At 39.1% G+C, this 23,684-nt stretch carries 22 protein-coding genes; 19 read left to right on the top strand and 3 right to left on the bottom strand.

The annotated features are described in order from the left end of the window. The first annotated feature begins 550 nt into the window (after positions 1–550). The 15 genes from ACQKN2_RS20220 to spoVM all read left to right on the top strand — a co-directional run bounded on the left by ACQKN2_RS20220 (position 551) and on the right by spoVM (position 15,233). Positions 551–1,426, top strand: a complete 876-nt coding sequence (locus ACQKN2_RS20220) for a YicC/YloC family endoribonuclease (RefSeq protein WP_427416533.1) — start codon at positions 551–553, stop codon at positions 1,424–1,426. 43 nt (positions 1,427–1,469) lie between these two features. Beyond that, positions 1,470–2,087, top strand: a complete 618-nt coding sequence (gene gmk, locus ACQKN2_RS20215; RefSeq protein WP_427416532.1) for a guanylate kinase — start codon at positions 1,470–1,472, stop codon at positions 2,085–2,087. 4 nt (positions 2,088–2,091) lie between these two features. Beyond that, entirely contained in the window at positions 2,092–2,319 is a 228-nt protein-coding gene (gene rpoZ, locus ACQKN2_RS20210; RefSeq protein WP_053483349.1) for a DNA-directed RNA polymerase subunit omega, read from the top strand. 121 nt (positions 2,320–2,440) lie between these two features. After that, complete coding sequence (coaBC, locus tag ACQKN2_RS20205; protein WP_427416531.1) at positions 2,441–3,451, top strand: bifunctional phosphopantothenoylcysteine decarboxylase/phosphopantothenate--cysteine ligase CoaBC; 1,011 nt, start codon at positions 2,441–2,443, stop codon at positions 3,449–3,451. Continuing rightward, positions 3,448–5,862 (top strand): primosomal protein N', encoded by a 2,415-nt coding sequence (gene priA, locus ACQKN2_RS20200; protein WP_427416530.1) that lies wholly within the window; start codon positions 3,448–3,450, stop codon positions 5,860–5,862. Before coaBC ends, priA begins: the two co-directional genes overlap by 4 nt. A 355-nt stretch (positions 5,863–6,217) precedes the next feature. Further along, positions 6,218–6,712, top strand: a complete 495-nt coding sequence (def, locus tag ACQKN2_RS20195) for a peptide deformylase (protein WP_427416529.1) — start codon at positions 6,218–6,220, stop codon at positions 6,710–6,712. 1 nt (position 6,713) lies between these two features. Continuing rightward, a complete protein-coding gene (gene fmt / locus ACQKN2_RS20190; RefSeq protein ID WP_427416528.1) occupies positions 6,714–7,655 on the top strand; it encodes a methionyl-tRNA formyltransferase in 942 nt (313 codons plus the stop codon). Further along, a complete protein-coding gene (gene rsmB, locus ACQKN2_RS20185; RefSeq protein WP_427416527.1) occupies positions 7,652–9,013 on the top strand; it encodes a 16S rRNA (cytosine(967)-C(5))-methyltransferase RsmB in 1,362 nt (453 codons plus the stop codon). Before fmt ends, rsmB begins: the two co-directional genes overlap by 4 nt. Next, entirely contained in the window at positions 9,013–10,155 is a 1,143-nt protein-coding gene (gene rlmN, locus ACQKN2_RS20180; protein WP_427416526.1) for a 23S rRNA (adenine(2503)-C(2))-methyltransferase RlmN, read from the top strand. The genes rsmB and rlmN overlap by 1 nt, the downstream gene beginning before the upstream one ends. Positions 10,156–10,161: 6 nt before the next feature. Beyond that, the gene (locus ACQKN2_RS20175; RefSeq protein WP_427416535.1) at positions 10,162–10,911 is read left to right on the top strand and encodes a Stp1/IreP family PP2C-type Ser/Thr phosphatase; all 750 of its coding nucleotides are present in this window, start codon (positions 10,162–10,164) and stop codon (positions 10,909–10,911) included. A 2-nt stretch (positions 10,912–10,913) separates the two neighbouring features. Further along, complete coding sequence (pknB, locus tag ACQKN2_RS20170) at positions 10,914–12,896, top strand: Stk1 family PASTA domain-containing Ser/Thr kinase (protein ID WP_427416525.1); 1,983 nt, start codon at positions 10,914–10,916, stop codon at positions 12,894–12,896. 11 nt (positions 12,897–12,907) lie between these two features. Next, complete coding sequence (gene rsgA, locus ACQKN2_RS20165; protein ID WP_427416524.1) at positions 12,908–13,792, top strand: ribosome small subunit-dependent GTPase A; 885 nt, start codon at positions 12,908–12,910, stop codon at positions 13,790–13,792. A 2-nt stretch (positions 13,793–13,794) separates the two neighbouring features. Beyond that, positions 13,795–14,463, top strand: coding sequence for a ribulose-phosphate 3-epimerase (gene rpe / locus ACQKN2_RS20160; RefSeq protein WP_427416534.1), 669 nt, complete (start codon positions 13,795–13,797; stop codon positions 14,461–14,463). Then, complete coding sequence (locus ACQKN2_RS20155) at positions 14,460–15,113, top strand: thiamine diphosphokinase (protein ID WP_323645234.1); 654 nt, start codon at positions 14,460–14,462, stop codon at positions 15,111–15,113. The genes rpe and ACQKN2_RS20155 overlap by 4 nt, the downstream gene beginning before the upstream one ends. A gap of 18 nt (positions 15,114–15,131) precedes the next feature. Beyond that, positions 15,132–15,233, top strand: a complete 102-nt coding sequence (gene spoVM / locus ACQKN2_RS20150) for a stage V sporulation protein SpoVM (RefSeq protein WP_139376952.1) — start codon at positions 15,132–15,134, stop codon at positions 15,231–15,233. A gap of 939 nt (positions 15,234–16,172) precedes the next feature. Here the strand turns inward: spoVM and rpmB are convergent. Beyond that, entirely contained in the window at positions 16,173–16,361 is a 189-nt protein-coding gene (gene rpmB, locus ACQKN2_RS20145) for a 50S ribosomal protein L28 (RefSeq protein ID WP_049668398.1), read from the bottom strand. A 273-nt stretch (positions 16,362–16,634) separates the two neighbouring features. Next, positions 16,635–17,375 (bottom strand): IclR family transcriptional regulator, encoded by a 741-nt coding sequence (locus ACQKN2_RS20140; RefSeq protein ID WP_427416523.1) that lies wholly within the window; start codon positions 17,373–17,375, stop codon positions 16,635–16,637. Between the two features lie 220 nt (positions 17,376–17,595). Here ACQKN2_RS20140 and ACQKN2_RS20135 point away from each other — a divergent pair, with 220 nt between their 5' ends. The 4 genes from ACQKN2_RS20135 to ACQKN2_RS20120 all read left to right on the top strand — a co-directional run bounded on the left by ACQKN2_RS20135 (position 17,596) and on the right by ACQKN2_RS20120 (position 22,787). Next, positions 17,596–18,483 (top strand): dimethylarginine dimethylaminohydrolase family protein, encoded by an 888-nt coding sequence (locus ACQKN2_RS20135; RefSeq protein ID WP_427416522.1) that lies wholly within the window; start codon positions 17,596–17,598, stop codon positions 18,481–18,483. Position 18,484: 1 nt separating this feature from the next. Then, complete coding sequence (locus ACQKN2_RS20130) at positions 18,485–19,246, top strand: dimethylarginine dimethylaminohydrolase family protein (protein ID WP_427416521.1); 762 nt, start codon at positions 18,485–18,487, stop codon at positions 19,244–19,246. Between the two features lie 156 nt (positions 19,247–19,402). Next, complete coding sequence (locus ACQKN2_RS20125) at positions 19,403–20,815, top strand: amino acid permease (protein ID WP_427416520.1); 1,413 nt, start codon at positions 19,403–19,405, stop codon at positions 20,813–20,815. Between the two features lie 367 nt (positions 20,816–21,182). After that, the gene (locus ACQKN2_RS20120; protein WP_427416519.1) at positions 21,183–22,787 is read left to right on the top strand and encodes a M20/M25/M40 family metallo-hydrolase; all 1,605 of its coding nucleotides are present in this window, start codon (positions 21,183–21,185) and stop codon (positions 22,785–22,787) included. A 463-nt stretch (positions 22,788–23,250) separates the two neighbouring features. Here ACQKN2_RS20120 and ACQKN2_RS20115 read toward each other — a convergent pair whose 3' ends face one another. Further along, positions 23,251–23,682, bottom strand: coding sequence for a hypothetical protein (locus ACQKN2_RS20115; RefSeq protein WP_427416518.1), 432 nt, complete (start codon positions 23,680–23,682; stop codon positions 23,251–23,253). Between the last annotated feature and the right edge of the window lie 2 nt (positions 23,683–23,684).

The raw sequence follows: 23,684 nt of genomic DNA, 5'->3' as shown, positions 1-23,684 counted from the left end.
TCACGAAGGCATTGTCACAGGACGTGACGCATTTAGCCTTCGTTCCTTTAGCGGAGGAAGCGGCTCGACGCTCGCCCACAGGAAAGCGAGTAGCCCGTAACGGAAATCGGCTTTCCCCCGATGAGTCGCCTGTTCTTCACTTTAATCATCTTCTAGACATGCATCCATTTTAACAAATGTCATCTCTATGCTTTGCTAATGAGTTTTTTCTTATGTTTATCATAGCATTTTTTAGGTGAATATTAAAATATAGCTTCAATTGTGGTAGAATTAGCTTTTGCTCTATCTTCATTCAGCAGAAAACTCTCGCCTCTGAAGGCGGTGAGATGAATGCAGAAGAGGTTCCTTTTCAGTGGGTGTCCAAACACCTGCTGAATGAAGATAGAGCCTCCTGCGGATGTCACGGATTTTGAAAGGAATGAATTGTGCGGGCACAATTCAAAATCCGGACGCAATTACGCCAAGGCGAAATTGATCTGTTTTTTTACGTCATAAATGACAGAGCTTATGTTATAATAATCCCAGTATGCAAAGAAGGGTGTGACGAACCTTGGTGCGTAGTATGACTGGTTTTGGCAGAGGTGTCACAACAACAAGAGACTTTCAATTAACAGTAGAAATGCGCTCGGTCAACCATCGATTTTTAGAAATTAATGCAAAATTCCCGAAAGAATGGCTTGAAGCAGAAATTTTTGCGAAGAAATTTATTTCGAAAGCTTTGTCACGTGGCAAAATTGATGTGATGGTTTATGTTAAAGACTTAGATAACGTCGAGCAATCTATTGAAATTAATTGGTCATTAATTGAAGCGTATCGTAAGGCAAAAGAGCAATTAGCAAGTAAAGTACCACTAGAAGAAAAATGGACGATGCAAGAGCTACTATCGCTTGAACAAGCGCTTGTACAGGAAAAACCACAGCTTACACCTGAGGATTTACTTTGTGCCGTTGAAAAGGCTATTACGCAAGCACTGGAACAGCTCATTCAAATGCGTGAGCGTGAAGGGCAAGAATTGCAAGATGTTGTTGTACAATATAAAGAACAGTTAAGAGAACAAGTGAACCAGATTCGTTCTTGTGCTTCCGCAGCTGTTGAAAAATATCGTACCCGATTATTGGAACGAGTTACTGAAGTGGCGAATGGAGCTTTGTTAGAAGATCGCCTACTTACCGAAGTAGCGATATTTGCAGAACGTGTGGACATCACCGAAGAATTGGACCGATTAGATAGTCACTTTAATCAACTGGAAGAAACACTACAAGAAACGATTTCAGTTGGCCGTAAATTAGACTTTTTAATGCAGGAAATACACCGCGAGATCAACACGATTGGTTCAAAAAATCAATCAACAGAGGCGGCGATTGCGGTAGTTCAGGCGAAAACAATTTTAGAAAAGATGCGCGAGCAAGTTCAAAATATCGAATAGCTTGCATGTATCTGTTATAAATTAAGGGAGATATAGAGAATAAATGATAAAAGAACGTGGATTATTAATTGTTCTGTCTGGCCCATCTGGTGTAGGTAAAGGGACAGTGCGAAAAGAATTATTTTCTCAGCCGAATACGAATTATGAGTATTCCATCTCGATGACAACACGAAATCCTCGCGAAGGTGAAGTAGATGGTGTAGACTATTTTTTCAAGACGCGTGATGAATTTGAAGCGTTGATTGAACAGGGCGGCTTATTGGAGCATGCTGAATTTGTAGGGAATTATTACGGGACACCGTTAGCCTACGTAAATGAAACACTTGATGCAGGGCGTGATGTGTTTTTAGAAATCGAAGTGCAAGGTGCTGCGCAAATCCGCCAAAAGGCACCAGATGCATTATTTATTTTCTTAGCCCCACCAAGCTTAACGGAATTAAAGGATCGTTTAGTTGGTCGAGGTACGGAAACAGCAGAGGTTATTGCAAAACGTATAGCAACTGCAAGTGAAGAGCTTGAAATGATGAGCCTTTATGATTACGTAGTTGAAAATGATGAAGTGACAAATGCTTGTGATCGTATAAATGCGATTATTAAAGCCGAGCATTGTCGTAGAGAACGTGTTGAAAAAAGATATTTGTCAATGTTGAGAGGAGAATAAATCTATGTTATACCCATCAGTAGATACATTAAAAAAAGAAATCGATTCAAAATACTCTTTAGTGAGTTTAGCATCTAAACGTGCTCGTCAAATGCAAGAGGAACAAGACACTGAACGCTTACACAAGTATGTTTCTCATAAGTACGTAGGGAAAGCACTTGAAGAAGTAGCGGCAGGTGTACTTACGAAGGTATCACAGGATGAGTCAACTGTGTACGAAGACGAAATCTAACATAAATAAGCTTTTGCGAAATTAATGTTAACGTCTGCAGTGGATTTTTGATTATACAGAATGCCGAGAGCTCCCGAGGAATTTTCCTTTGGGAGCTTATCATTTGAAAGGACGATTGTGCATGAATAAAAATATTTTACTTTGTGTTTCAGGTGGTATAGCGGTTTATAAGGCTGTCGCTCTAGTTAGCAAGCTATCTCAGGCTGGGGCAAATGTAAAGGTCATCATGACAGCATCAGCAAGACAATTTGTGAATCCATTGAGCTTTCAAGTTATGTCCAAAAATGATGTTTTTTTCGATACTTTTGATGAAAAGGATTCAAGTGTTATTGCCCATATTGATTTAGCAGATTGGGCAGATCTAATTTTAGTTGCACCAGCTACCGCAAATGTTATAGGGAAGCTGGCGAATGGAATTGCGGACGATATGGTAACGACGACCTTGCTTGCAGCAACTGCCCCTGTATGGCTAGCACCAGCGATGAATGTACATATGTATGACCATCCGGCGGTAAAACGAAATTTGGCTCAGCTACAATCAGATGGCTATCAATTTATTGAGCCTTCAGAAGGTTTTTTGGCATGTGGCTACGTTGGTAAAGGACGTTTAGAAGAGCCTGAAAAAATAACAGCGATCGTGCAAGAATTTTTTTCAGAGAAGGCAAAGCCATTAGCTAGTAAAACAGTAGTGGTCACAGCTGGAGCGTTTTATGTACCATTAGACGAGCACCATGTAATTAGTACACAGTCGAATAGTCGAGTGGGTCAGGCAATAGCAAAAGAGGCACAGGCACTGGGAGCAAATGTAATCCTAATAGATGAGAAAGCAACAAGCGTATATAAGCTTTTTGAACAGCTTGAGGATTATAAAAAACAATATCCATCCGCATTTTTTATCCATGCAGCAAATACGCCTACAACTGAAGAGGCACCGATATTATCCGTAGAAGGAATGACCGCAATAACTTTTGGACAAAAGGTTATAGGTGAACCAATGGTAACAATTATGTCAGACAAGTGGATTGATTTTAGTGACACGGCAGAAGTAAATGGTCAAATGTGGGATGCGACAGATGCCAAGCAATTTGCACAAGCATTTTGGACATATCTATTACAGGGTGAGAAGCAATGAGTTTTTTGATTGCAGAGGTTATAGTGGATGTTTCAACTTACCATGTAGATCGTCCATTTGACTATGAAGTTCCTGCAGAATGGGCACATGTTATAGAGATGGGCTGTCGTGTAAAAGTACCGTTTGGACCAAGAAATGTACTCGGCTTTGTGGTCGGATTAAAAACTGAAACAGATGTACCATCTAACAAATTAAAGTCTATTGCACAAATTTTAGATATTGAGCCTGTATTAACCGAAGAAATGCTGTTAATGGCCAAATGGCTAAAAAATGAAACGATTTGCTATGAAATTGATGCCTTACAGGTTATGCTTCCGTCAGCGCTTCGAGCAAAGTATGAAAAAATCATAATGCTACAAGCGGAGAAAGATGTTTTACCAGATGAGGCTAATGCTATTTTTGGCAAGCGACAACAGGTTAATTTCAAAGAATTCGAGCGTGCTGAATTACTTCCTTTATTAAAGCAACTTATAACCGATAAAATCGTAAAAATTGAAAATGTTGTGAAGCAGCAAGGGAATGTAAAAGAAATACGTATGGTCAAAATTTCAGATCATCAGCAAGATATCGACAAGGCCATGGAAGGTGCAGCGAGAGCAGCCAAACAGCGCCAGCTGATTGAATGGATGGGCAGACACCTTGGAGAAGTTCTTTTACCACAGAAAATCTATGAGGAAACAGGTGCATCTTCTGCGGTACTACAGTCAGTTATCGAAAAAGGAGCCGCTCACTTTATACAAGAAGAGGTGTATCGAGATCCCTTTACGAAGGAGGTTTCTCGTACTCAATCTTTACAATTGACGGATGAGCAGCACATAGCCTTAAAGGCTATTACTGGATCGATGGATGAACAGACTGCGAAAACTTTTTTACTACACGGCGTTACCGGGAGTGGTAAAACGGAGATCTATTTGCAAGCAATTCAAAAGGTGTTAGATGAAGGCAAGGAAGCCATTATGCTAGTACCTGAAATATCATTAACACCACAAATGACAGAGCGTTTTCGTAGTCGTTTTGGTGAGATGGTTGCTGTCATGCATAGTGGCTTATCTGTCGGTGAAAAGTATGATGAATGGCGTAAAATTCAACAAGGGAAGGTGAGCGTTGTTGTTGGAGCTCGTTCGGCAATTTTCGCACCTTTTACAAATTTAGGTCTTATCATTTTAGATGAAGAGCATGAATCGACATACAAGCAAGAAGATTCACCACGTTATCACGCTAGAGATGTAGCAATTTGGCGAAGTGAATTTTACAAATGTCCTGTTATATTAGGCAGTGCAACGCCTGCGCTGGAATCATTTGCGAGAGCAAAGAAGGGCGTGTATGGTTTGCTATCGTTAAAACAGCGTGCTTTGCATCAAGCATTACCGACAGTTTTTATTGCGGATATGCGAGAGGAGCTTCAAAATGGAAATCGTTCTATGTTTTCCGAGCAGCTTGTTGATGCAATACGTGTAAGACTAGAGAAAAAAGAACAGATGGTCATGTTTTTAAATCGTCGTGGCTATTCTTCTTTTGTGCTTTGTCGTGATTGTGGAACGGTTGTACAATGTCCAAACTGTGATATCTCGTTAACATATCATCGAACAACAGAGAAATTAAAATGTCATTATTGCGGTTATGACGAGCGTGTTCCTCAAATATGTCCACAATGCCAGAGTGAGCATATACGTTATTTTGGTACGGGAACGCAAAAAGTTGAGGAAGAAATTTACAAGTTGTTTCCTGAGGCAAGGGTTCTCCGAATGGATGTTGATACGACAAAGCAAAAAGGTGCACATGAAGAAATTTTACAGGCATTTGGGGAAGGACAGGCAGATATTTTGCTAGGTACGCAAATGATTGCTAAAGGTCTTGATTTTCCTAATATTACGCTTGTTGGTGTACTTAGTGCTGATACATCTCTGCATCTACCCGATTACCGTGCAGCGGAGCGTACATTCCAGTTATTAACGCAGGTTAGCGGTAGAGCTGGACGACATGATAAGCATGGTGAGGTTGTTATTCAATCGTATACACCAGAGCATTATGCAATTGAATTGGCAAAAATTCAAGATTACGAGCCATTTTACGAACGTGAAATGCTTTTACGCCGTCGCTCTAGCTATCCACCATATTATTATGTAGCACTTGTCCAAATATCCCATGAAGATGTCATGATGGCGGCAGAATATGCTGGACGTGCGGCAGATTGGCTCAAGGGAAATTTATCAGACCGAGTTGCCATTATTGGTCCAACAACTGCAAGCATTAGCCGTCTCCAAAATAGATATCGCTATCAATGTTTGATAAAATATAAAATTGAACCAAATCTGATTCCCGTATTACAGCGCCTTCTTGCGATGTATCGTGCGGAATGGATTAAACAGGGGATTTTAATGACGGTAGATTTAGATCCGTCGACTATATAAAATAGTTCATCACCGAAGTTTGAGCATGACTTTTTGTTGAAAAGTATATCATGGGGATAAGTTGATTGGAGTGGAGGCTGGGCGACTCCTCGGGGATTAGCAATAGAGGAACGAAGGCTAAAAGCATCACATCCTGTGATAACGCCTTCGTGACCAACCTCCTGTTGCCCCGACGCCCCCAGGAAGCTTTGCTCTGTGCGAAAGCGAAGCGACAGCAACAAAGCGCCCAGCCGGAACGGAAATCACCCCCACGTTATGATGCAAAGGCATAATTGATATAAACTAGTTAGAATATGAAGTGGCGTTACAATTAGACAAGGTCCCAAGCCTTAAATATAGAAATGAGGAACATAACATGGCAATTAAAAAAGTTGTAGAACATCCAGCAAAAGTATTATCAACACCGTGCGCGGAAGTAACAGAAATCAATGAAGAAATTATTACATTACTAGATGATTTATATGACACAATGGTTGAGTACGATGGCGTTGGTATTGCAGCACCTCAAATAAATGTAGGATTACGTGTTGCAATTGTCGAGCTTGGCGAAGAACGAGATGTTTTAGAAATGATTAATCCGACTGTTATTGTAACGGATGGAGCTGAAGTAGATATTGAGGGTTGCTTAAGCTTCCCGGGATTATACGGTGAGGTTGAACGCCCTGAATATGTGAAAATTGAAGCATGTGACCGTGAAGGACGTGTTTATGAGCTAGAAGCGGGAGGCTTTGATGCACGAGCAATTTTACATGAAATCGATCATTTAGATGGCGTGCTATTTGATTCAAAAATCAAACGCATTTTAACTGAAGAAGAGCTTGAAGCAATATACGCTGAAGAGGAGGAATAAGATGACTTCATTAATTTTTATGGGGACTCCTGATTTCTCCGCGCCAATTTTGCGTATGCTACATCATGAAGGTTATGATATTAAAGCTGTAGTGACACAACCAGATCGTCCAGTTGGGCGTAAGCGTGTGTTAACACCACCACCTGTTAAAGAAGCAGCGATGGAGTTAGGTTTACCTGTTATTCAGCCGGAAAAGCTACGTGGTTCTGAGGAATTACAGCAAATCATTGATTTACAGCCAGACTTAGTCGTAACGGCTGCTTTTGGACAAATTTTGCCGAAAGAATTGCTAGATGCACCACCGCTTGGTTGTATTAACGTCCATGCGTCACTTTTACCGAAGTATCGTGGTGGAGCACCTATTCACCAAGCAATTATTGATGGTGAAAAAGAGACGGGTGTAACGATTATGTATATGGCGCAAAAGCTAGATGCTGGTGATATCATTTCCCAAAAGGCTATCCCAATTGAAAACGATGATTATACAGGTAGACTATTTGATAAGCTGAGTGCTGTGGGCAGCGAATTATTAAAAGATACACTTCCTTCTATTATAAATGGAACAAATAATCGTACCGTGCAGGATGAAGCACAAGTAACCTTTGCAAGCAATATTTCACGTGAGCAAGAACGTATCGAGTGGACAAAGGATGCTACAACTTTATACAATCAAGTGCGTGGTCTTCATCCATGGCCAGTTGCCTATACAACATTTGAAGATGGTAACTTTAAAATTTGGTGGGCACAGGTTGGTAACACAACGCATGATGCTGTTCCTGGTACAGTTGTTGAGATTTCAAAGGATTATTTTGAAGTAGCTTCAGGAAATGGTACAACACTTGCCCTGTATGATGTACAACCAGCTGGTAAAAAACGCATGACAGCAGAGGAATATTTGCGTGGTACAGGTTCTAAATTACAGATTGGGGACCAATTTAAATGAGTAAAAAAAGCGTAGTAATTTGGGATGGAAATGTGCGTGATGCCGCACTTTCTATTCTGTTAGCAGTAGATAAAAATCAAGCCTATAGTAATTTGCTTTTAAATGAAACGATTAAGCGCCATAAAATTGAAGCGAAGGATCGTGCACTTTTAACAGAAATTACGTATGGTACTCTCCAATATAAAATGACACTTGACTACTATTTAGAGCCATTTATTCGTGGTTCAGTGGATCATTGGGTGCGCTGGCTTTTACGTTTATCTTTGTATCAAATGCATTATTTAACGCGTATACCACCTCATGCAGCAGTGAATGAAGCTGTAGAAATTGCAAAGCGTCGTGGTCACCAAGGGATAGCTTCGATGGTCAACGGTATTTTACGATCTATTTTACGTCAGGGTGTAGCTTCTACTGATGACATTAAAGATCCGATTGAGCGCCTTGCTATTGAAACGAGTCATCCTGAGTGGTTAGTGCAACGCTTTGTCGATAACTATGGTATGGAAGTAGCGGCTCAAATGTTACATGAAAATAATGTGCCTCCAGTGCAGACTGTACGTGTAAATACAACGAAAGCAAGCGTCGATCAAGCGATTGCGAGCATAGAAGCGGAAGGTTTAACTGCGAAAAAAAGCGATCTAATGCCGGAATGCTTACATGTAACAAATGGTCAGCCAGCTCGAACGAAGGCTTTCCAAGAAGGGCTTATTACTATTCAGGATGAAAGCTCCATGATTCCAGCAAATGTGTTGAATCCATCTCCTGGCATGCGCGTCTTAGATATGTGTGCGGCACCAGGTGGAAAAACTACACATATAGCTGAGATTATGAAAAATGAAGGTTCGATTTTAGCGACCGACCTTCATCCACATAAATTAGATTTAATCGACCATAATACGAATCGTCTAGGGATTGATATAGTAGAGACTGCTCCGATTGACGGACGTAAGGCACCGGATTTTTTACAACTAGAATCATACGACGCTATTTTAGTCGATGCACCTTGTAGTGGCTTAGGTGTTATGCGCCGCAAGCCGGATATTAAATATACAAAACGTGAGGAAGATTTAGAAAACCTCCAAAAAATACAATTGGCGCTATTAGATGCTGCAACAAAAGTATTGAAAATAGATGGCAAGCTTGTGTACAGTACATGTACAGTAGATATAAGAGAGAATGAAGGTACTGTAGAGGCCTTTTTATCAACGCATCCTGAAATGGAAGCTATACAACTAGAATCTTTACCAACAAAATTAGCGGAAAAGCAAGCAAATGGCATGCTTCAAGTCTTTCCACAAGACTTTGGCAGTGACGGTTTCTTCGTTGCCGCCTTTCGTAAAAAAGGAGAATCCAACTAATGGTGGATCAAGAGAAATTTAATGAGCGTATTAGCGACTTAGTTGTCGAAGCAGAAGACAAGCCTGTTCGACGTGCAAAAAAAGAAAAACCAAATTTAAAGGAATCGGTATACTCATTACAGCTGAAACAACTAGAAGAATGGTTAAAGGAAAATGGTGAAAAACCGTTCCGTGCAGCACAAATTTTTGATTGGCTTTACAATAAACGAGTAAAAACATTTGAAGAGATGTCTAACCTTTCAAAGGGATTACGTGAAAAGCTTGAAGCAAGTTTTTCATTAACGACATTATCAACAATTATTAAACAGGAATCTAAAGATGGTACGATCAAGTTTTTATTCCAATTACAAGATGGCTATTCTATTGAAACTGTATTAATGCGTCACGAATATGGGAACTCTGTTTGTGTGACAACACAAGTAGGCTGCCGAATTGGCTGTACGTTTTGTGCCTCAACTTTAGGTGGTTTAAAACGTCACTTATTAGCAGGTGAAATCGTGGAGCAAGTTGTAAAAGTACAGCAGACTTTAGATGAAATGGGCGAACGTGTATCACATATCGTCATTATGGGTATTGGAGAACCTTTCGATAATTATGATGCGATGATGAACTTCTTAAAAGTCATCAACCATGAAAAAGGGTTAAACATTGGTGCTCGTCACATCACTGTATCAACATCAGGAATAGTTCCGAAAATTTATCAATTTGCTGATGAACAGCTACAAATCAACTTTGCAGTTTCCTTACACGCACCAAACCAAGAGGATCGTCAAAAACTAATGCCGATTGCACGTGCTTATAAGTTAGATGAATTAATGGAAGCCGTCCAATACTATACGCAAAAAACTGGCCGACGTGTTACTTTTGAGTATGGTTTAATGTCTGGTGAAAATGATTCAGTTGAAATTGCAGAAGAATTATCTGCATTAATAAAGGGAATTAAATGCCACGTGAACTTAATTCCTGTAAACTATGTACCAGAACGTGATTATGTTCGTACATCTCGTAGTCAAATTTTTGCCTTTGAAAAAACATTAAAGAAGAATGGTATTAACGTAACGATCCGCCGAGAGCAAGGTTCTGATATTGCAGCTGCGTGTGGTCAATTACGTGCGCAAGAGAGATCTGAAGAGACGAGGTGACCAGTGTTGGAATACACAGTCGAAAGTGATATTGGGTTAAAACGGGCAATTAATGAAGACCGTGCGGCATTTTTTAATCGTCAAGACGGGCTTGCACTAGCACTTGTAGCGGACGGCATGGGTGGCCATAATGCTGGCGATGTAGCGAGTGATATGGCAATGAAACAGATGGAAACCGTTTTTTTACAGGCAGAGGCACATCATTTTGCATCAACAACATCAAAAAAAGAGTGGTTATTACAAGCTGTCAAGCAATTGAATAAAAGTATATATGACTATTCTTTATCACATGAAGACTGTAAAGGAATGGGCACGACGTTTATTGCAGTGTTAATTGAAAAAAATCATTGCTTTATCGCACATGTTGGTGATAGTCGTGTGTATTATTTCTTTGAGGATGGTGCACAACAAATAACAAGAGATCACTCCTATGTAAATGTTCTGGTTGAAAATGGTGAAATCAGTGAAGAGGAAGCGTTGACGCATCCGAAGAAAAATTTCATCTTAAAAGCTGTTGGTACAGAAGAAACGATTGAACCAGACTTTTATGAAGTTGATTTAGCATCAGAATCGTATTTTCTCATTTGCTCTGATGGTTTAAGCAATAAACTTACAGTGTATGAAATGGCATCAATTATTACGTATCCAGATTCAGTAGAAGAAAAAGGACGAAAACTTGTGGAATTAGCAAATGCAAGCGGGGGAGAAGACAACATCTCCCTCGTGCTGCTCACAAGGCAAGATGAGGAGGTGTAAGTATGCTTGTAGGTAAACGAATTAGTGACCGCTATAAAATTATAGGGCTTATTGGTGGCGGTGGTATGTCTAATGTTTATTTAGCACATGACATGATTTTAAACCGTGATGTAGCGATCAAAATATTGCGCTATGATTTTACCAATGAGGATGACTTGTATCGCCGTTTTCAACGTGAAGCACTTTCTGCCACAAGCCTTACACATCCGAATATAGTTAGTGTTTATGATGTAGGTGATGATGGTGATCTGCATTATATTGTGATGGAGTATGTCCAAGGAAAAACATTAAAGCAGTACATACAGGAATTTGCACCAATTTCTCCTGCCAGATGTGTGCATATTATGAAGCAGTTAACGTCAGCAATTGCTAATGCTCATGAAAATCATATTATCCATCGTGACATTAAACCTCAAAATATTTTAATGGATGCAGAAGGTAATGTGAAAATAACTGATTTTGGCATAGCGATGACGCTTAGTGCAACATCATTTACACAAACGAACTCCGTGCTTGGAACGGTGCATTATTTATCACCAGAGCAGGCTCGTGGTGGTACGGCAACGAACAAATCTGATATTTATGCACTTGGCATTGTTTTATATGAATTATTAACAGGGGAATTGCCATTTTCAGGCGAGTCAGCTGTTTCTATCGCGCTTAAACATTTACAATCAGAGACACCATCAGTTCGTGCCTTCGATGCTACAATTCCGCAAAGCGTGGAAAATGTTGTGCTAAAAGCTACTGCAAAAGATGCTTCTCATCGTTATTCAACTGTAGAAGAACTGCAAGCAGATTTAGAAACAGTTTTATCGCCAAATCGTATGAATGAACCGAAGTTTGTCATACCGGTAGATAATGATGTGACGAAGGCTATTCCGATTATAAAAGAACCAATTGGACGTCAAGACGAAGATTTAATGCAGACAAGAGCAATCGAACCAATTACACAATCAAAGCCGAAACCCGAAGCGAAGAAGCCTGTTGAAAAGACAGTGCCTGTAAAGAAAAAGAAAAAGAAAAAGTGGCCAATAGTTGTTGCTGGATTAGTAATAGTAGCCATCGCCATTTTCCTATTCGTTTTTTTTGCAACAGATCTATTTAGCCCGAAAAAGATACCTGTACCTAGTGTGGCTAATATGACAGTTGAAGAAGCTACTAAGAAATTAGAGGCTGAAGGCTTTACTGTTGGTCAGCCGCAGGAGCGTTATGACGAGGACGTTGAAAAGGATAAGGTTATAGAAACAGACCCTTCAGAGGGAACGGAGCGTGTAAAAGGTACAGAAGTAGACTTGATCGTGAGTCTTGGGGTAGAAATGACGAAAGTGGAAGATTATAGAGGCCAGCAAATCAGCCAAGTTCAATCAGTGCTAAAGGATAAATTTTTAGATTCTGAAGTTAGCTATGTGAATTCAAAAGAGCCTGAAGGACGAATTATTGAACAAGAGCCGGCGCCACAAGAAGAGGTAGTCGCTAAGAATACAATAATGAAATTTACGGTCAGCGTAGGTGTAAAAATGATCACCGTAGATGATGTTGTGAATTACAGCAAAGCTCAAATGGATGAGTATGTAAGAAGAGAAGGCTTGACATGGCGTATTGTTCGTGAAGAAAATGATGATACAATACCAGCTGGAAATGTTAAATCACAATTGCCAAGAGCAGGAACGCGGGTTGAAGCCGGCACCGCAATCGCTGTTGTTTTAAGTAAAGGACCTGCAGCAAAGCCTGATAAAACTTTGGTGTTAACTGTGCCAATTGAATATAAACCAAAAGAGGAAGGTTTAGAGCAAACTATTCGAATTGATATTCAAGATAAAAACCATAAAATGTTAACAAAAGTTGAAACATTTACTATTACGGCTGATCAAGAGCACCGAATACAGCTTGTTATTGGAGATGGTCAGGATGCGGCCTATAAAATTATTCGTGATTCAGAAATTATTGCTGAAGAAACATACAACTACGATGATGTCAAATAAGGGGGTATTGGATGGCGCAAGGCCAAATTCGTAAAGCATTAAGCGGTTATTATTATGTATATGATGGAAAAGAACTAATACAATGTCGAGGACGTGGGGTATTTCGCAATCGCGGGGAATCCCCACTCGTTGGCGACTTTGTAGAATATACTGTGGAAACAAAAGGCTCGGACGGGACTATTCAAAAAATTATGGAACGCCAAAATGAATTAGTACGTCCCCCAATAGCCAATATTGATCAAGGTATTCTTGTGTTTTCTGTAAAAGAACCTAATTTTAATACAATTTTACTCGATCGTTTCTTAGTTGTTTTAGAGTCATTTCATGTTCATCCGATTATTTGTTTAACAAAAATGGATCTGCTAGAAGACCATGAACGTGAGGAATTGCAAGGCTATATAGCAGATTATGAACGTATGGGTTATACCGTGCTACAAACCTATAAGGATGAGGAAGAATTAGTTGAACGTCTACAACCTATTTTAAAGGAGAAAACGTCCGTATTAGCAGGTCAATCTGGCGTTGGAAAATCCACACTACTAAATACATTGATTCCAGATTTAAATTTAAAAACAGGCGTTATTTCACAAAGCTTAGGGCGTGGAAAACATACAACTCGCCATGTCGAATTAATCGAGGTATGTGATGGTTTATTAGCAGATACTCCAGGATTTAGTTCATTTGATTTTGATGAAATAGAAAAAGAAGAATTAGGCGCATGTTTCCCTGAAGTGGCCCGTATTGCAGAGGATTGTAAATTTAGAGGCTGTTTACACTTAAAGGAACCCAAATGTGCAGTAAAAGCAGCGGTGGAGACGGGGGAAATTCGTGACTATCGTTATAAACACTACGAACAATTTATACAAGAAATTATGGATCGAAAGCCGAGGTATTAATGATGATACAAATAGCACCATCAATTTTAGCAGCCAACTTTGCTAAATTAGGAGAAGAAGTAAAGGAAGTAGAAAAAGCAGGTGCACAGCTTATTCATATCGATGTTATGGATGGTCATTTTGTGCCGAATATTTCATTTGGCTCTATCGTATTAGACGCTATTCGTCCTTTAACGGATTTACCGTTAGATGTACATTTAATGATCGAAAATCCTGATCAGTATATTGAACAATTCGCCAAAGCAGGGGCAGACTATATTACGGTGCATGTAGAAGCTTGCCGCCATTTACACCGTACGATTCAATTAATTCGTTCATTTGGAGTCAAACCGGGTGTTGTATTAAATCCACATACACCAATAGAATCTATTCAACACGTATTAGAGGATATTGATATGGTGTTGTTCATGACTGTGAATCCAGGGTTTGGTGGGCAAAAATTCATTCATTCTGTAGTGCAAAAAATTGAAGCATTAGCAGCTATTATTAAAGAACGTAATCTTGATATTGCTATAGAAATCGATGGTGGAATTAATGCAGAGACTATTGTTCCTTGTGCAAAAGCAGGAGCAACCATTTTTGTAGCTGGTTCAGCAATTTACAGTAAGGAAGATCGTTCAGCGGCACTTCAAGAAATTTTAGCTGCTGGTGAGGCAGCGATTCAAGGATGACCAAAGTCGTTGTTTGTGCAGGTGGACCAAAAGAGGAACTCTGTTCATTTAGTCCGTTTAAAGAGCAAAGTGATGTAGTATTTATCGGAGCTGATCGAGGAGCGTTATATTTAATCGAGCAAGGCATCACACCACATGCCATAGTAGGAGATTTTGACTCTTTATCAAAAGAGGAATACGAACTGGTGATGGCACATACAAATGATAGACAACGATTCCAAGAAGAAAAAGATGAAACAGATACGGACTTAGCGTTATTAAAAGCCTTGACCTATACACCACTAGAAATTGTTCTTACAGGTGTTACGGGTGGACGTTTAGATCATTATGAGGCAGCAGTTCGTTCGATTTATCGTTTACAAAAAGAGTATCCGCAGGTAGTATTGAAGATTATTAATCATGCAAATATGTTGCAATTTTTAATGCCAGGCAAGCACATCATTGAAGCAGATAAGCAATATCGTTATTTATCTTTCTTTGCACATGAAGAGCCGATTAAAGATGTGACATTAAGGCAAGTAAAATATGAAACAACAAATGAAGAAATCTCTCTCGGCACATCCCGCTTTACAAGTAATGAAATAATAGGCAATTCAGGGTCTATATCTTTCTCGCAAGGCATATGTTTAATGATAAGAAGCATAGATTAGCGTAAGGGGGAGAGAGTCCTGAAAGTATATACATTCCAGCTACCGAAATTTGTAAGTAGTATTACGCGTACGTGTATCAACATTTTCAAAAAAGATAAGAAAGTAAAAAAATCCGACTAACACTAGTCGGATTTTTCTTATGGTGTTGAAAAACAAAACGGTCAAGGATTTCTTGTGAATATTGTGGTGGGTGATTTCCGTTCCAGGTTACTCGCTTTGTCGCTGTCGCTTCGCTTTCGCACAGATAAAACATTTGTCGCTGACGCTTCGCTTTCGCGCAGATAAAACATTTGTTGCTGTCGCTTCGCTTTCGCACAGATAAAACATTTGTCGCTGACGCTTCGCTTTCGCGCAGAGCAGAGCTTCCTGTGGGCGAGCGTCGAGCCGCTTCCTACGCTAAAGGAACGAAGGATAAATGCGTCACGTCCTGTGACAATGCCTTCGTGACCAACATCATGTTGGCCTCAGGGTCTCGCCTGTCTCGCTTTCCCACGGGAGTCGAGTAGCCTTCCACTCCAATCGGCGATAGTGTAGAACTTTTATTAATTTTATGTATATCAAAAGTGAATGCTATGGCTACTCACCATAATCAAACAGAAGAAACTTATAACAATAATGCTATTGTACACCTGATCTTGCTGACGCTATGTTAACACTACGCTTTCGCGAAAGACATGCTAGAAGGTACATACTATGAGAAGTGGTTGATTGGAGTGGAGACTAGGCGACTCCTTGGGGATCAGCAATAGAGGAACGAAGGCTAAAATCATCACATCCTGTGATAACTCCTTCGTGACCAAAATCCTGTTGCCCCGACGCCCCCAGGAAAGCGCCCAGTCGGAACGGAAATCAACCCCTCGCTTTGCTGAAGAACTATACTTTATTATATCGTAACTGCCATTCTGCATAGGTGTTTGGTTGTGCTGCTATATGTAAAGAAAGCCGCTAGCAATTACGTTTCCTTGTCGTTGCTAGCGGCTTAATCATGCTTGCCTAGTTATTAAGACAGAAAAAAATCGATTTGCGCCAAATGCGAAATCGATTTTTTGGAAGCGACGATTAAACGCGCTCGATTTTACCTGATTTTAATGCACGAGCAGAAACCCATACACGTTTTGGTTTACCGTCTACTAAGATACGAACTTTTTGAAGGTTAGCACCCCATGTACGTTTGCTAGCGTTCATAGCGTGGGAACGGTTGTTACCAGTACGAGCTTTACGTCCAGTGATTACACATTGTTTTGGCATGTTGTATTCCCTCCTTACTGTTAATGCTGAAAGATTATTATTTCAGTTCGGTATTTCACATACCATAATAATTTAACATACGATGACGTTCAGTGCAATAGTTTTCACATAACCTTTCAAGAAAAAAACCTTTACAGACAAAAAACACTTGTTAAAAAATGGGTGTTAATTCCTAGATAAAACAATTATTGGGAGAAATAATTGGAAGTTTTCAATTTTACCCCGCCCGATTGGAGAATACTCATCATCAATAGGTGATCAAAAAGCTTCATTTTATTTTCCTCGGTAACCAAGCTTCATGGAAACACGTTTACCAGTTTCCACTAAACGCTCTGCAAGGGTATTAATATGTTCTGCTGAAACGTTAAAGCTAACAAAACCTATACTTATTGCACCGACTACTTCATTGAAACCATTTACAATGGATACTGCGATTGAGGATGTTCCTGCCGTTCTTTCCCCATGACTAATGGCAAATCCTTGTAGTCTTATTTGATCAAGCTGTGCCTCTAATTCAGAGATTTCTTCATGAGGAATAAGCTGTTCAATAATTTCCCTTGCTTGAGAAACAGGCAGTGTGGCTAAAATTGCTTTATTTGCGGCCCCGATATGCATCGGTATACGAATGCCTAACTGATCGTAAATTCGAATCGGGTTAGTTGCACTGTCTATTCTTTCAATAATAATTGTATCTAAACCAGCGGGCTTACTTAAATAGACGCTTTCTTCGACTTCTCTTGCTAAACGTTCTAGTTCTGGCCTAATTTTACTAATGTAGTCCATCGTATCATACACTTGCAAGCCAAGTTCCATCCATATCGTACCAAGCCGATATTGTTTAGTTTGATCGTCTTGTTCGATCATTCCTTCTTTAATCATCGCTTTTAAAATTCTATGTAATGTACTAAGTGGTAAATTGCATTTTGTCGAAAGCTCTGAAATGGACAAGCTATTTTCACTTGCTTTAGAAGCCAAAACTTTAGCGATTGTCATAGCTCGTTCTAATAATTGCATTCATAACCCACCTCTCCTTCATTTATTTTATTTTTATTCATGGCCTACGTCTAGCTACATAATCGTGGATATTTGTTTCATTCTGTCTCCTTCTTATAGGTGATGAATATATTAATTTTTCTAAATATATTGACATTATACCTTAAAGCACATATATTTTTCATATAAACTTTCCTCTTAACGGAAACGTTTTCCACTACGCGGAAAAGGGGTGAAAGGAATGCATTATTGTTCATCAATGTATGCACCTTTGAGACACGTAATAGTAAAACATCCAAAAGATGCTTTCCGAAACCAAGAGCATCTTAGCGATGAATGGAAAACATTTAACTACTTATCAGAACCTAGCTATAATGAGGCTCTTAAAGAATATGCAAAATTTATGAGCATTCTAGAAAAGTATGTTGAAAAAATTGATTTTTTACCAGAATCAGGTGAAGTAGGGCTTGATTCGCTGTATGCGCATGATCCTGTAAAATTCACACCAAATGGTGCCATTATCTTAAAATCGGGCAAAAAATCAAGACAGCCAGAAGCAACTGTTTATAAAGAGTTTTTACAGGAAAAGGGCATTCCGGTTATCGGAGAATTGACTGGAGAAGCTGTATCAGATGGTGGCGATATTGTTTGGCTTGATGATCGTACACTTGTTGTAGGTCGAGGCTATCGAACGAATGATGAAGCTATTCGTCAGCTAAAGGACATGACGAAGGATGTTGTCGATGAATTCATTGTTGTGCAGCTACCGCATGATTTAGGAGAAGCAGAATGTTTACACTTAATGTCTTTCATTAGTATGGTAGACAAGGATTTAGCGGTTGTCCATTCACGATTAATGCCAGTTTTCTTCCGTCAGCTTCTAATCGACCGAGATATTAAATTAATTGAGGTCCCAAAAGATGAATACGATGCGCTAGGCTGTAACGTTTTAGCACTTGCACCTAGAGTATGTCTTATTCCAAATGGAAATCCGATGACAAAGCAACAATTACTTCATGCAGGTGTAACAGTTTACGAATATAAAGGAAATGAAATTTCGATAAAAGGAACAGGTGGACCAACGTGTTTAACCTGCCCGGTAGTAAGAGAAAAAAAGGAGATGAAGTAAAATGTTTAAAAATGTTATTGTAAAAAACCCAGGAAATAGTTATGTAAATGGTTTAACGACTAGTGACTTAGGAAAGCCGATGTTAGAAAAATTATTTGAGCAGCATGAAAAATATGTTGAAGCCTTAAAGAAATGTGGCGTGGAAGTTACACAGCTTCAAGCGAATGAAGCCTTTCCGGATTCAACGTTCGTAGAGGATACGGCAGTTTTAACACCTGAATTTTCCATTATTTCAAATCCAGGGGCCGAAGCTCGTAATCGCGAGATTGAGGAAATCGTACCGGCTGTTAAAAAGTTCTATGAAAAATCATATTATATCGAAGGCCCAGGAACACTTGATGGCGGAGATGTATTGCAGGCAGAAAAGCAATTTTATGTCGGTATCTCTGATCGTACTAATGAAGAAGGGGCTCGACAATTTAAAGAAATCGTAGAAAAAGAAGGCTATGAGGCAACGATTGTTCCGCTAAAGGAATTTTTCCATTTAAAAACGGGCATCGCATATGTTGGAGAAAATCGTATGGTAGTAGCAGGTGAGTTTATCGATCACCCTGCATTCGAATCCTATGAAAAAATTATTATTCCAAAAGAGGATGAGTATTCAGCAAACTGTATTCAAGTTAATGATTATGTCATTATTCCAGCAGGCTACCCAGAAACAAATCGTAAATTAAACGATCTAGGTTACCAAACAATTGAGCTTGAAATGTCTGAATTTAGAAAACATGATGGTGGGCTAAGTTGTTTGTCATTGCGTTTTTAGTTCAATGAAAAAATACCCAATCAATATCAAGTATACCTTGGCATAATCCCGTGACACCCGCTGAAAGAAGTTAAATAGGATAAATTGATTAGGTACTTTAGTAGGATTAATGTCAGAACATTCAATATATTAATAACAACTAGAGAGTGGGGATGGATGTTGAGTAAAGGGGAACAACGGCAAGATCATCAATTAAACCGTTCAATGAAGAGTCGGCATTTATTAATGCTATCGCTCGGAGGAGTTATTGGAACAGGACTATTTTTAAATGTTGGCTTTACAATTAATCAGGCAGGTCCTGGAGGGGCATTAATTGGTTATTTATTTGGTGGCTTAATATTGTACATGGTTATGAATTGTCTTGGAGAATTAGCGGTTTATATGCCTGTAACTGGTTCTTTCCAAACCTATGCAACACGTTTTATCAGTCCTTCAGCAGGGTTTTCTTTAGGATGGATGTATTTTGTCGGGTCAGCTGCCACAGCGGGGGTAGAATTTACAGCAGCGGGAATTTTGATGCAGCATTGGTTCCCCGGTGTCCCTATTTGGATTTGGTGTGCAATATTTATGGTCCTGTTATTTACTTTAAATGCATTAACAACTAGAGGCTTTGCAGAAGCAGAATTCTGGTTTGCAAGTATTAAAGTTATTGCAGTGATTGCATTTATCGTTATAGGGGTGGCAGCAATCTTTGGGTTGATTCCGTTAGCTGATCGTCCTACACCACACTTTACGAATTTAGCACCGTCTGGTTTATTACCGGCAGGTATTTCAATCATATTTGTCACAATGATGAATGTTATCTTTTCTTATCAAGGTTCTGAACTTGTTGGTATTGCTGCAGGAGAAACTGAAAATCCAGAAAAAAATATTCCTCGGGCAATAAAGACAATTCTTTTCAGGATTATTGTCTTCTATATTGCTTCTATTATTGTTTTATCTGCGATATTCCCTTCATCGGAGCTTGGACTACTGGAAAGTCCATTTGTCACATTGATGAATTTAGCTGGCGTTCCATATGCAGCTGGTATTATGAACTTTGTTATTTTAACGGCGATATTATCAGTAGGTAACTCGTGTCTATATGCGTCCACACGTTTATTATGGTCGATGTCAAAAGAGGGAATGGCACCTAAACTATTTGGACGACTAACGAAAAATAAAGTGCCATTCAATGCACTCGTTTTTACGATGCTTTTCTCGCTGCTTTCTTTATTAACGAGCGTGATGGAAGCAGATGCAGTTTTTGTTTTACTCATGTCTATTGCAGGGATTTCTGTAACCATTTCGTGGATGGGAATTTGCGCATCTCAATTGATGTTCCGGTATCGTTATGTGAAAGCAGGAGGGGATGTGGCTAATTTGAAATTTAAAACGCCATTTTATCCGTTGATTCCGGTGTTCAGTATTATTTTTTGTATGCTAATTCTTGTCTTTTTAGCATTCGATCCAACACAAAGAGTTGGCTTGCTATATGGTATTGGATTCTTTATCGCTTGCATGACTTTCTATAAATTGAAATTGAGTAAAACTACTACAGTTTCTTCTGAGGTTAACTCATCACCATAACGTGTGGTTGATTTCCGTTCCGACTGGGCGCTTTGTTGCTGACGCTTCGCTTTCGCACAGAGCAAAGCTTCCTGGGGGCGTCTGATGAGCCGCTTGGGCCAACACGATGTTGGTCACGAAGGCGTTATCACAGGATGTGATGCTCTTAGCCTTCGTTCCCCTATCTGCTCGCTCCAGGGTCTCATCTGTGACGCTGATCCCCAAGGAGTCGCCCAGTCTCCACTCCAATCAACTTATATACATGGTATTCGTTTTATAAAATGTCATCTCAACTTTTGGTGATGAAATTGAAGTGAAAAATGAGGAATCATGTGATATACATTGAAATGAAATTGTAATTGATTTGAGAAAATGAAGGAGAATTTTTATGAATGTTTATCTTTGGAATACGCCTGAAAAGCTACGTGCATTATTATGTGAAATTGTCAGTTGGGAAAGTAGGACATTAACTAAAGGTGAACATGAATTTGCCTATAAATTAAAAACTAAATTGCAAACGCTTTCTTATTTTCAGGAAAACCCAGAATTTATTGAATTACATGATGCGGGCCTTGAACGCAATGCTGTGACTGCCTTGTATAGGCACCCATCTGCAACAGAAACAGTTGTGTTAATTAGTCATTTTGATACGGTCCATACTGAAGAATATGGCGAGCTGGAACCATTAGCCTTTTACCCTGAAGAGCTGACAAAAAAGCTAATGGAACCTAAATACAAAAAGGATTTACCTGAAGCGGCAAGAATTGATTTGGAAACAGGCAACTATTTATTTGGTCGTGGGACGATGGATATGAAAATGGGACTTGCTTTGCATATGCAGTTGATTGAAAAGGCAAGTATTGAAGAATGGCCCATCAATCTTATTTTAACGGCAGTGCCAGATGAAGAAGTAAATTCTGCTGGGATGCGTGCAGCAGTTGTAGAGCTTGTCAGACTTCGCGAACAGCACGGACTTACTTATAAACTATTTTTAAATAGTGAGCCTTCTTTTTCACAAGGACCAGCTGATACCAATGAATATATTTATTCAGGAACTATCGGTAAAATTATGCCTGCTGCCTTATTTTACGGAAAAGAGACACATGTGGGTGAGCCATTAAAAGGAATGACCGCAAATTTTATTGCTTCCTACATGACGCAGCATATGGAGTGGAATCCGATTTTCCGTGAGACAGATCTTGGTGAAAGTACGCCATTACCTGTATCCTTACAATTAAAAGATTTGAAAATGGAGTATTCTACACAAACACCATATCGTGCAGCAGCCCTTTACAATGTGTTTTTATTAAAGCGCACGGCATCGGAAGTAATGGATATTTTTGAACAAGTTGCATGGGAAGCAATGTCAGCTTGTAATGAACAATATAAGCGAATTTGTGAGCGAGAAAAGGTACAAGGCGTAGGTGAAGTCAACGTACTTCGTTATGAGGCACTTTTAGAGTATGCGATGAATAAATTAGGCGCCGAGGAAGTAAATTTTATTAAAAGGCAAGTTCTTGAGAATAGCGCATGGGATGATCGAGAGAAATCTATTCGTATTGTGGATCAGCTAATGATTCGTTGCCAAGAATTATCACCAGCAACAGTGTTGTTATATGCACCACCTTACTATCCGGCGATCAACTCATCCAATCATCCTCTTGTTATACAATCAATTGAATTGATGAAGAAAACAGCCCAAACATTTACTATTGAAGTGGAGCAAATTCACTATTTTAATGGAATTTGTGATTTGAGTTATGTCAATTATTCGGATAACTCTAATGAATGGATAGCATTCGAACGCAACACACCTGTATGGGGAGACACGTATAGTATTCCGTTTGAAGCAATGTCAGCATTACAGGGCCCTGTTTTAAATGTTGGGCCTTTCGGCAAGGATGCCCACCAAAAGACGGAAAGACTACATGTGGATAGCGCATTTAAGGAAATGCCAGTGATGCTTGATACGCTTATTAAAAGCCTGTTTTAAATTGATAATAGAAATGGATCTAAGTAAGGAAGCTGATGCTAAATGGTATCGGCTTTTTTGATGATTTGCTAAATAAGTGCAACAGTTACTTCTTAAAAGTCCAGTGCTGTTTTCTAACCAAGACATTTTCTTGTCGATTAATATTAGCGTTTGTGTTTCTGTGGATTTTCTCTTGAGACATGATTAAAATTCATTTTCGTTAAGTGGCTATTGTGGGGATGACACTGTTTGATACGGTTTTTGGAAACATTGGTGCGAAACTTCTAAAAGCCGCAGATATCATAAGATAATGGACAGACAAAATGCCTGTCCATTCTGTGTTTTAGGATAGGGAAATTATAACGCAAGTGATTATTCTTTTATTTCTGGTAAAGTATCTGCTCATTTGTTGAATACTACTAATCATTTCTATTAAGTCAGTGGTTGTTCTGTAACTATTGAATGAGCATTCAACTAAACCATTTTATTGATAAATCCATTGTTTTTCTGATGTGCTGTTTAAATTGTATTCTGCACTTGTGATTTTTCCTGATGAATCTTCAGAAATAATACCAACCGTATCAAGATTTTTTTCTATTAAAATTAAAGTATTTGGTTTTCTCTCAATATTCTTATTGTAATACTCTGAGTAAATAATATTAGAAACTTTTTCATAATCTTCTGTACTATAAATCTCTTTTAAGATGCTATCTACATCTTCCAAATTGCTTATATAGTAAGAATCAAAATCAAGAGCCAACTGATTTTTCGCTCTATTTAGTAGCTGTGTTTCATATGTGTGTAGCATTTCATCAGAATACTCTTCATGTGAAGTGGAATAATTAGAAGCACATCCTCCAACCAAAAACAGGGGTATTATTATACAAGAAGTAGTAATAATTATTACCTTTCTCAAAG

The sequence above is a fragment of the Lysinibacillus sp. NPDC093688 genome, assembly GCF_050280145.1.
Classification (GTDB): Bacteria; Bacillota; Bacilli; order Bacillales_A; family Planococcaceae; genus Lysinibacillus; species Lysinibacillus xylanilyticus_B.
The sequence above is the reverse complement of the archived record's forward strand: the minus strand, read 5'-3'. Positions and strand labels throughout refer to the sequence as shown.

Excerpts from the sequence above, each read along its gene's own strand:
- gmk (WP_427416532.1), top strand. The coding sequence starts at position 1,470 with ATGATAAAAGAACGTGGATTATTAATTGTTCTGTCTGGCCCATCTGGT.
- rpoZ (WP_053483349.1), top strand. The coding sequence starts at position 2,092 with ATGTTATACCCATCAGTAGATACATTAAAAAAAGAAATCGATTCAAAA.
- coaBC (WP_427416531.1), top strand. The coding sequence starts at position 2,441 with ATGAATAAAAATATTTTACTTTGTGTTTCAGGTGGTATAGCGGTTTAT.
- priA (WP_427416530.1), top strand. The coding sequence starts at position 3,448 with ATGAGTTTTTTGATTGCAGAGGTTATAGTGGATGTTTCAACTTACCAT.
- def (WP_427416529.1), top strand. The coding sequence starts at position 6,218 with ATGGCAATTAAAAAAGTTGTAGAACATCCAGCAAAAGTATTATCAACA.
- fmt (WP_427416528.1), top strand. The coding sequence starts at position 6,714 with ATGACTTCATTAATTTTTATGGGGACTCCTGATTTCTCCGCGCCAATT.
- rsmB (WP_427416527.1), top strand. The coding sequence starts at position 7,652 with ATGAGTAAAAAAAGCGTAGTAATTTGGGATGGAAATGTGCGTGATGCC.
- rlmN (WP_427416526.1), top strand. The coding sequence starts at position 9,013 with ATGGTGGATCAAGAGAAATTTAATGAGCGTATTAGCGACTTAGTTGTC.
- pknB (WP_427416525.1), top strand. The coding sequence starts at position 10,914 with ATGCTTGTAGGTAAACGAATTAGTGACCGCTATAAAATTATAGGGCTT.
- rsgA (WP_427416524.1), top strand. The coding sequence starts at position 12,908 with ATGGCGCAAGGCCAAATTCGTAAAGCATTAAGCGGTTATTATTATGTA.
- rpe (WP_427416534.1), top strand. The coding sequence starts at position 13,795 with ATGATACAAATAGCACCATCAATTTTAGCAGCCAACTTTGCTAAATTA.
- ACQKN2_RS20155 (WP_323645234.1), top strand. The coding sequence starts at position 14,460 with ATGACCAAAGTCGTTGTTTGTGCAGGTGGACCAAAAGAGGAACTCTGT.
- rpmB (WP_049668398.1), bottom strand. The coding sequence starts at position 16,361 with ATGCCAAAACAATGTGTAATCACTGGACGTAAAGCTCGTACTGGTAAC.
- ACQKN2_RS20140 (WP_427416523.1), bottom strand. The coding sequence starts at position 17,375 with ATGCAATTATTAGAACGAGCTATGACAATCGCTAAAGTTTTGGCTTCT.
- ACQKN2_RS20135 (WP_427416522.1), top strand. The coding sequence starts at position 17,596 with ATGCATTATTGTTCATCAATGTATGCACCTTTGAGACACGTAATAGTA.
- ACQKN2_RS20130 (WP_427416521.1), top strand. The coding sequence starts at position 18,485 with ATGTTTAAAAATGTTATTGTAAAAAACCCAGGAAATAGTTATGTAAAT.
- ACQKN2_RS20125 (WP_427416520.1), top strand. The coding sequence starts at position 19,403 with ATGTTGAGTAAAGGGGAACAACGGCAAGATCATCAATTAAACCGTTCA.
- ACQKN2_RS20120 (WP_427416519.1), top strand. The coding sequence starts at position 21,183 with ATGAATGTTTATCTTTGGAATACGCCTGAAAAGCTACGTGCATTATTA.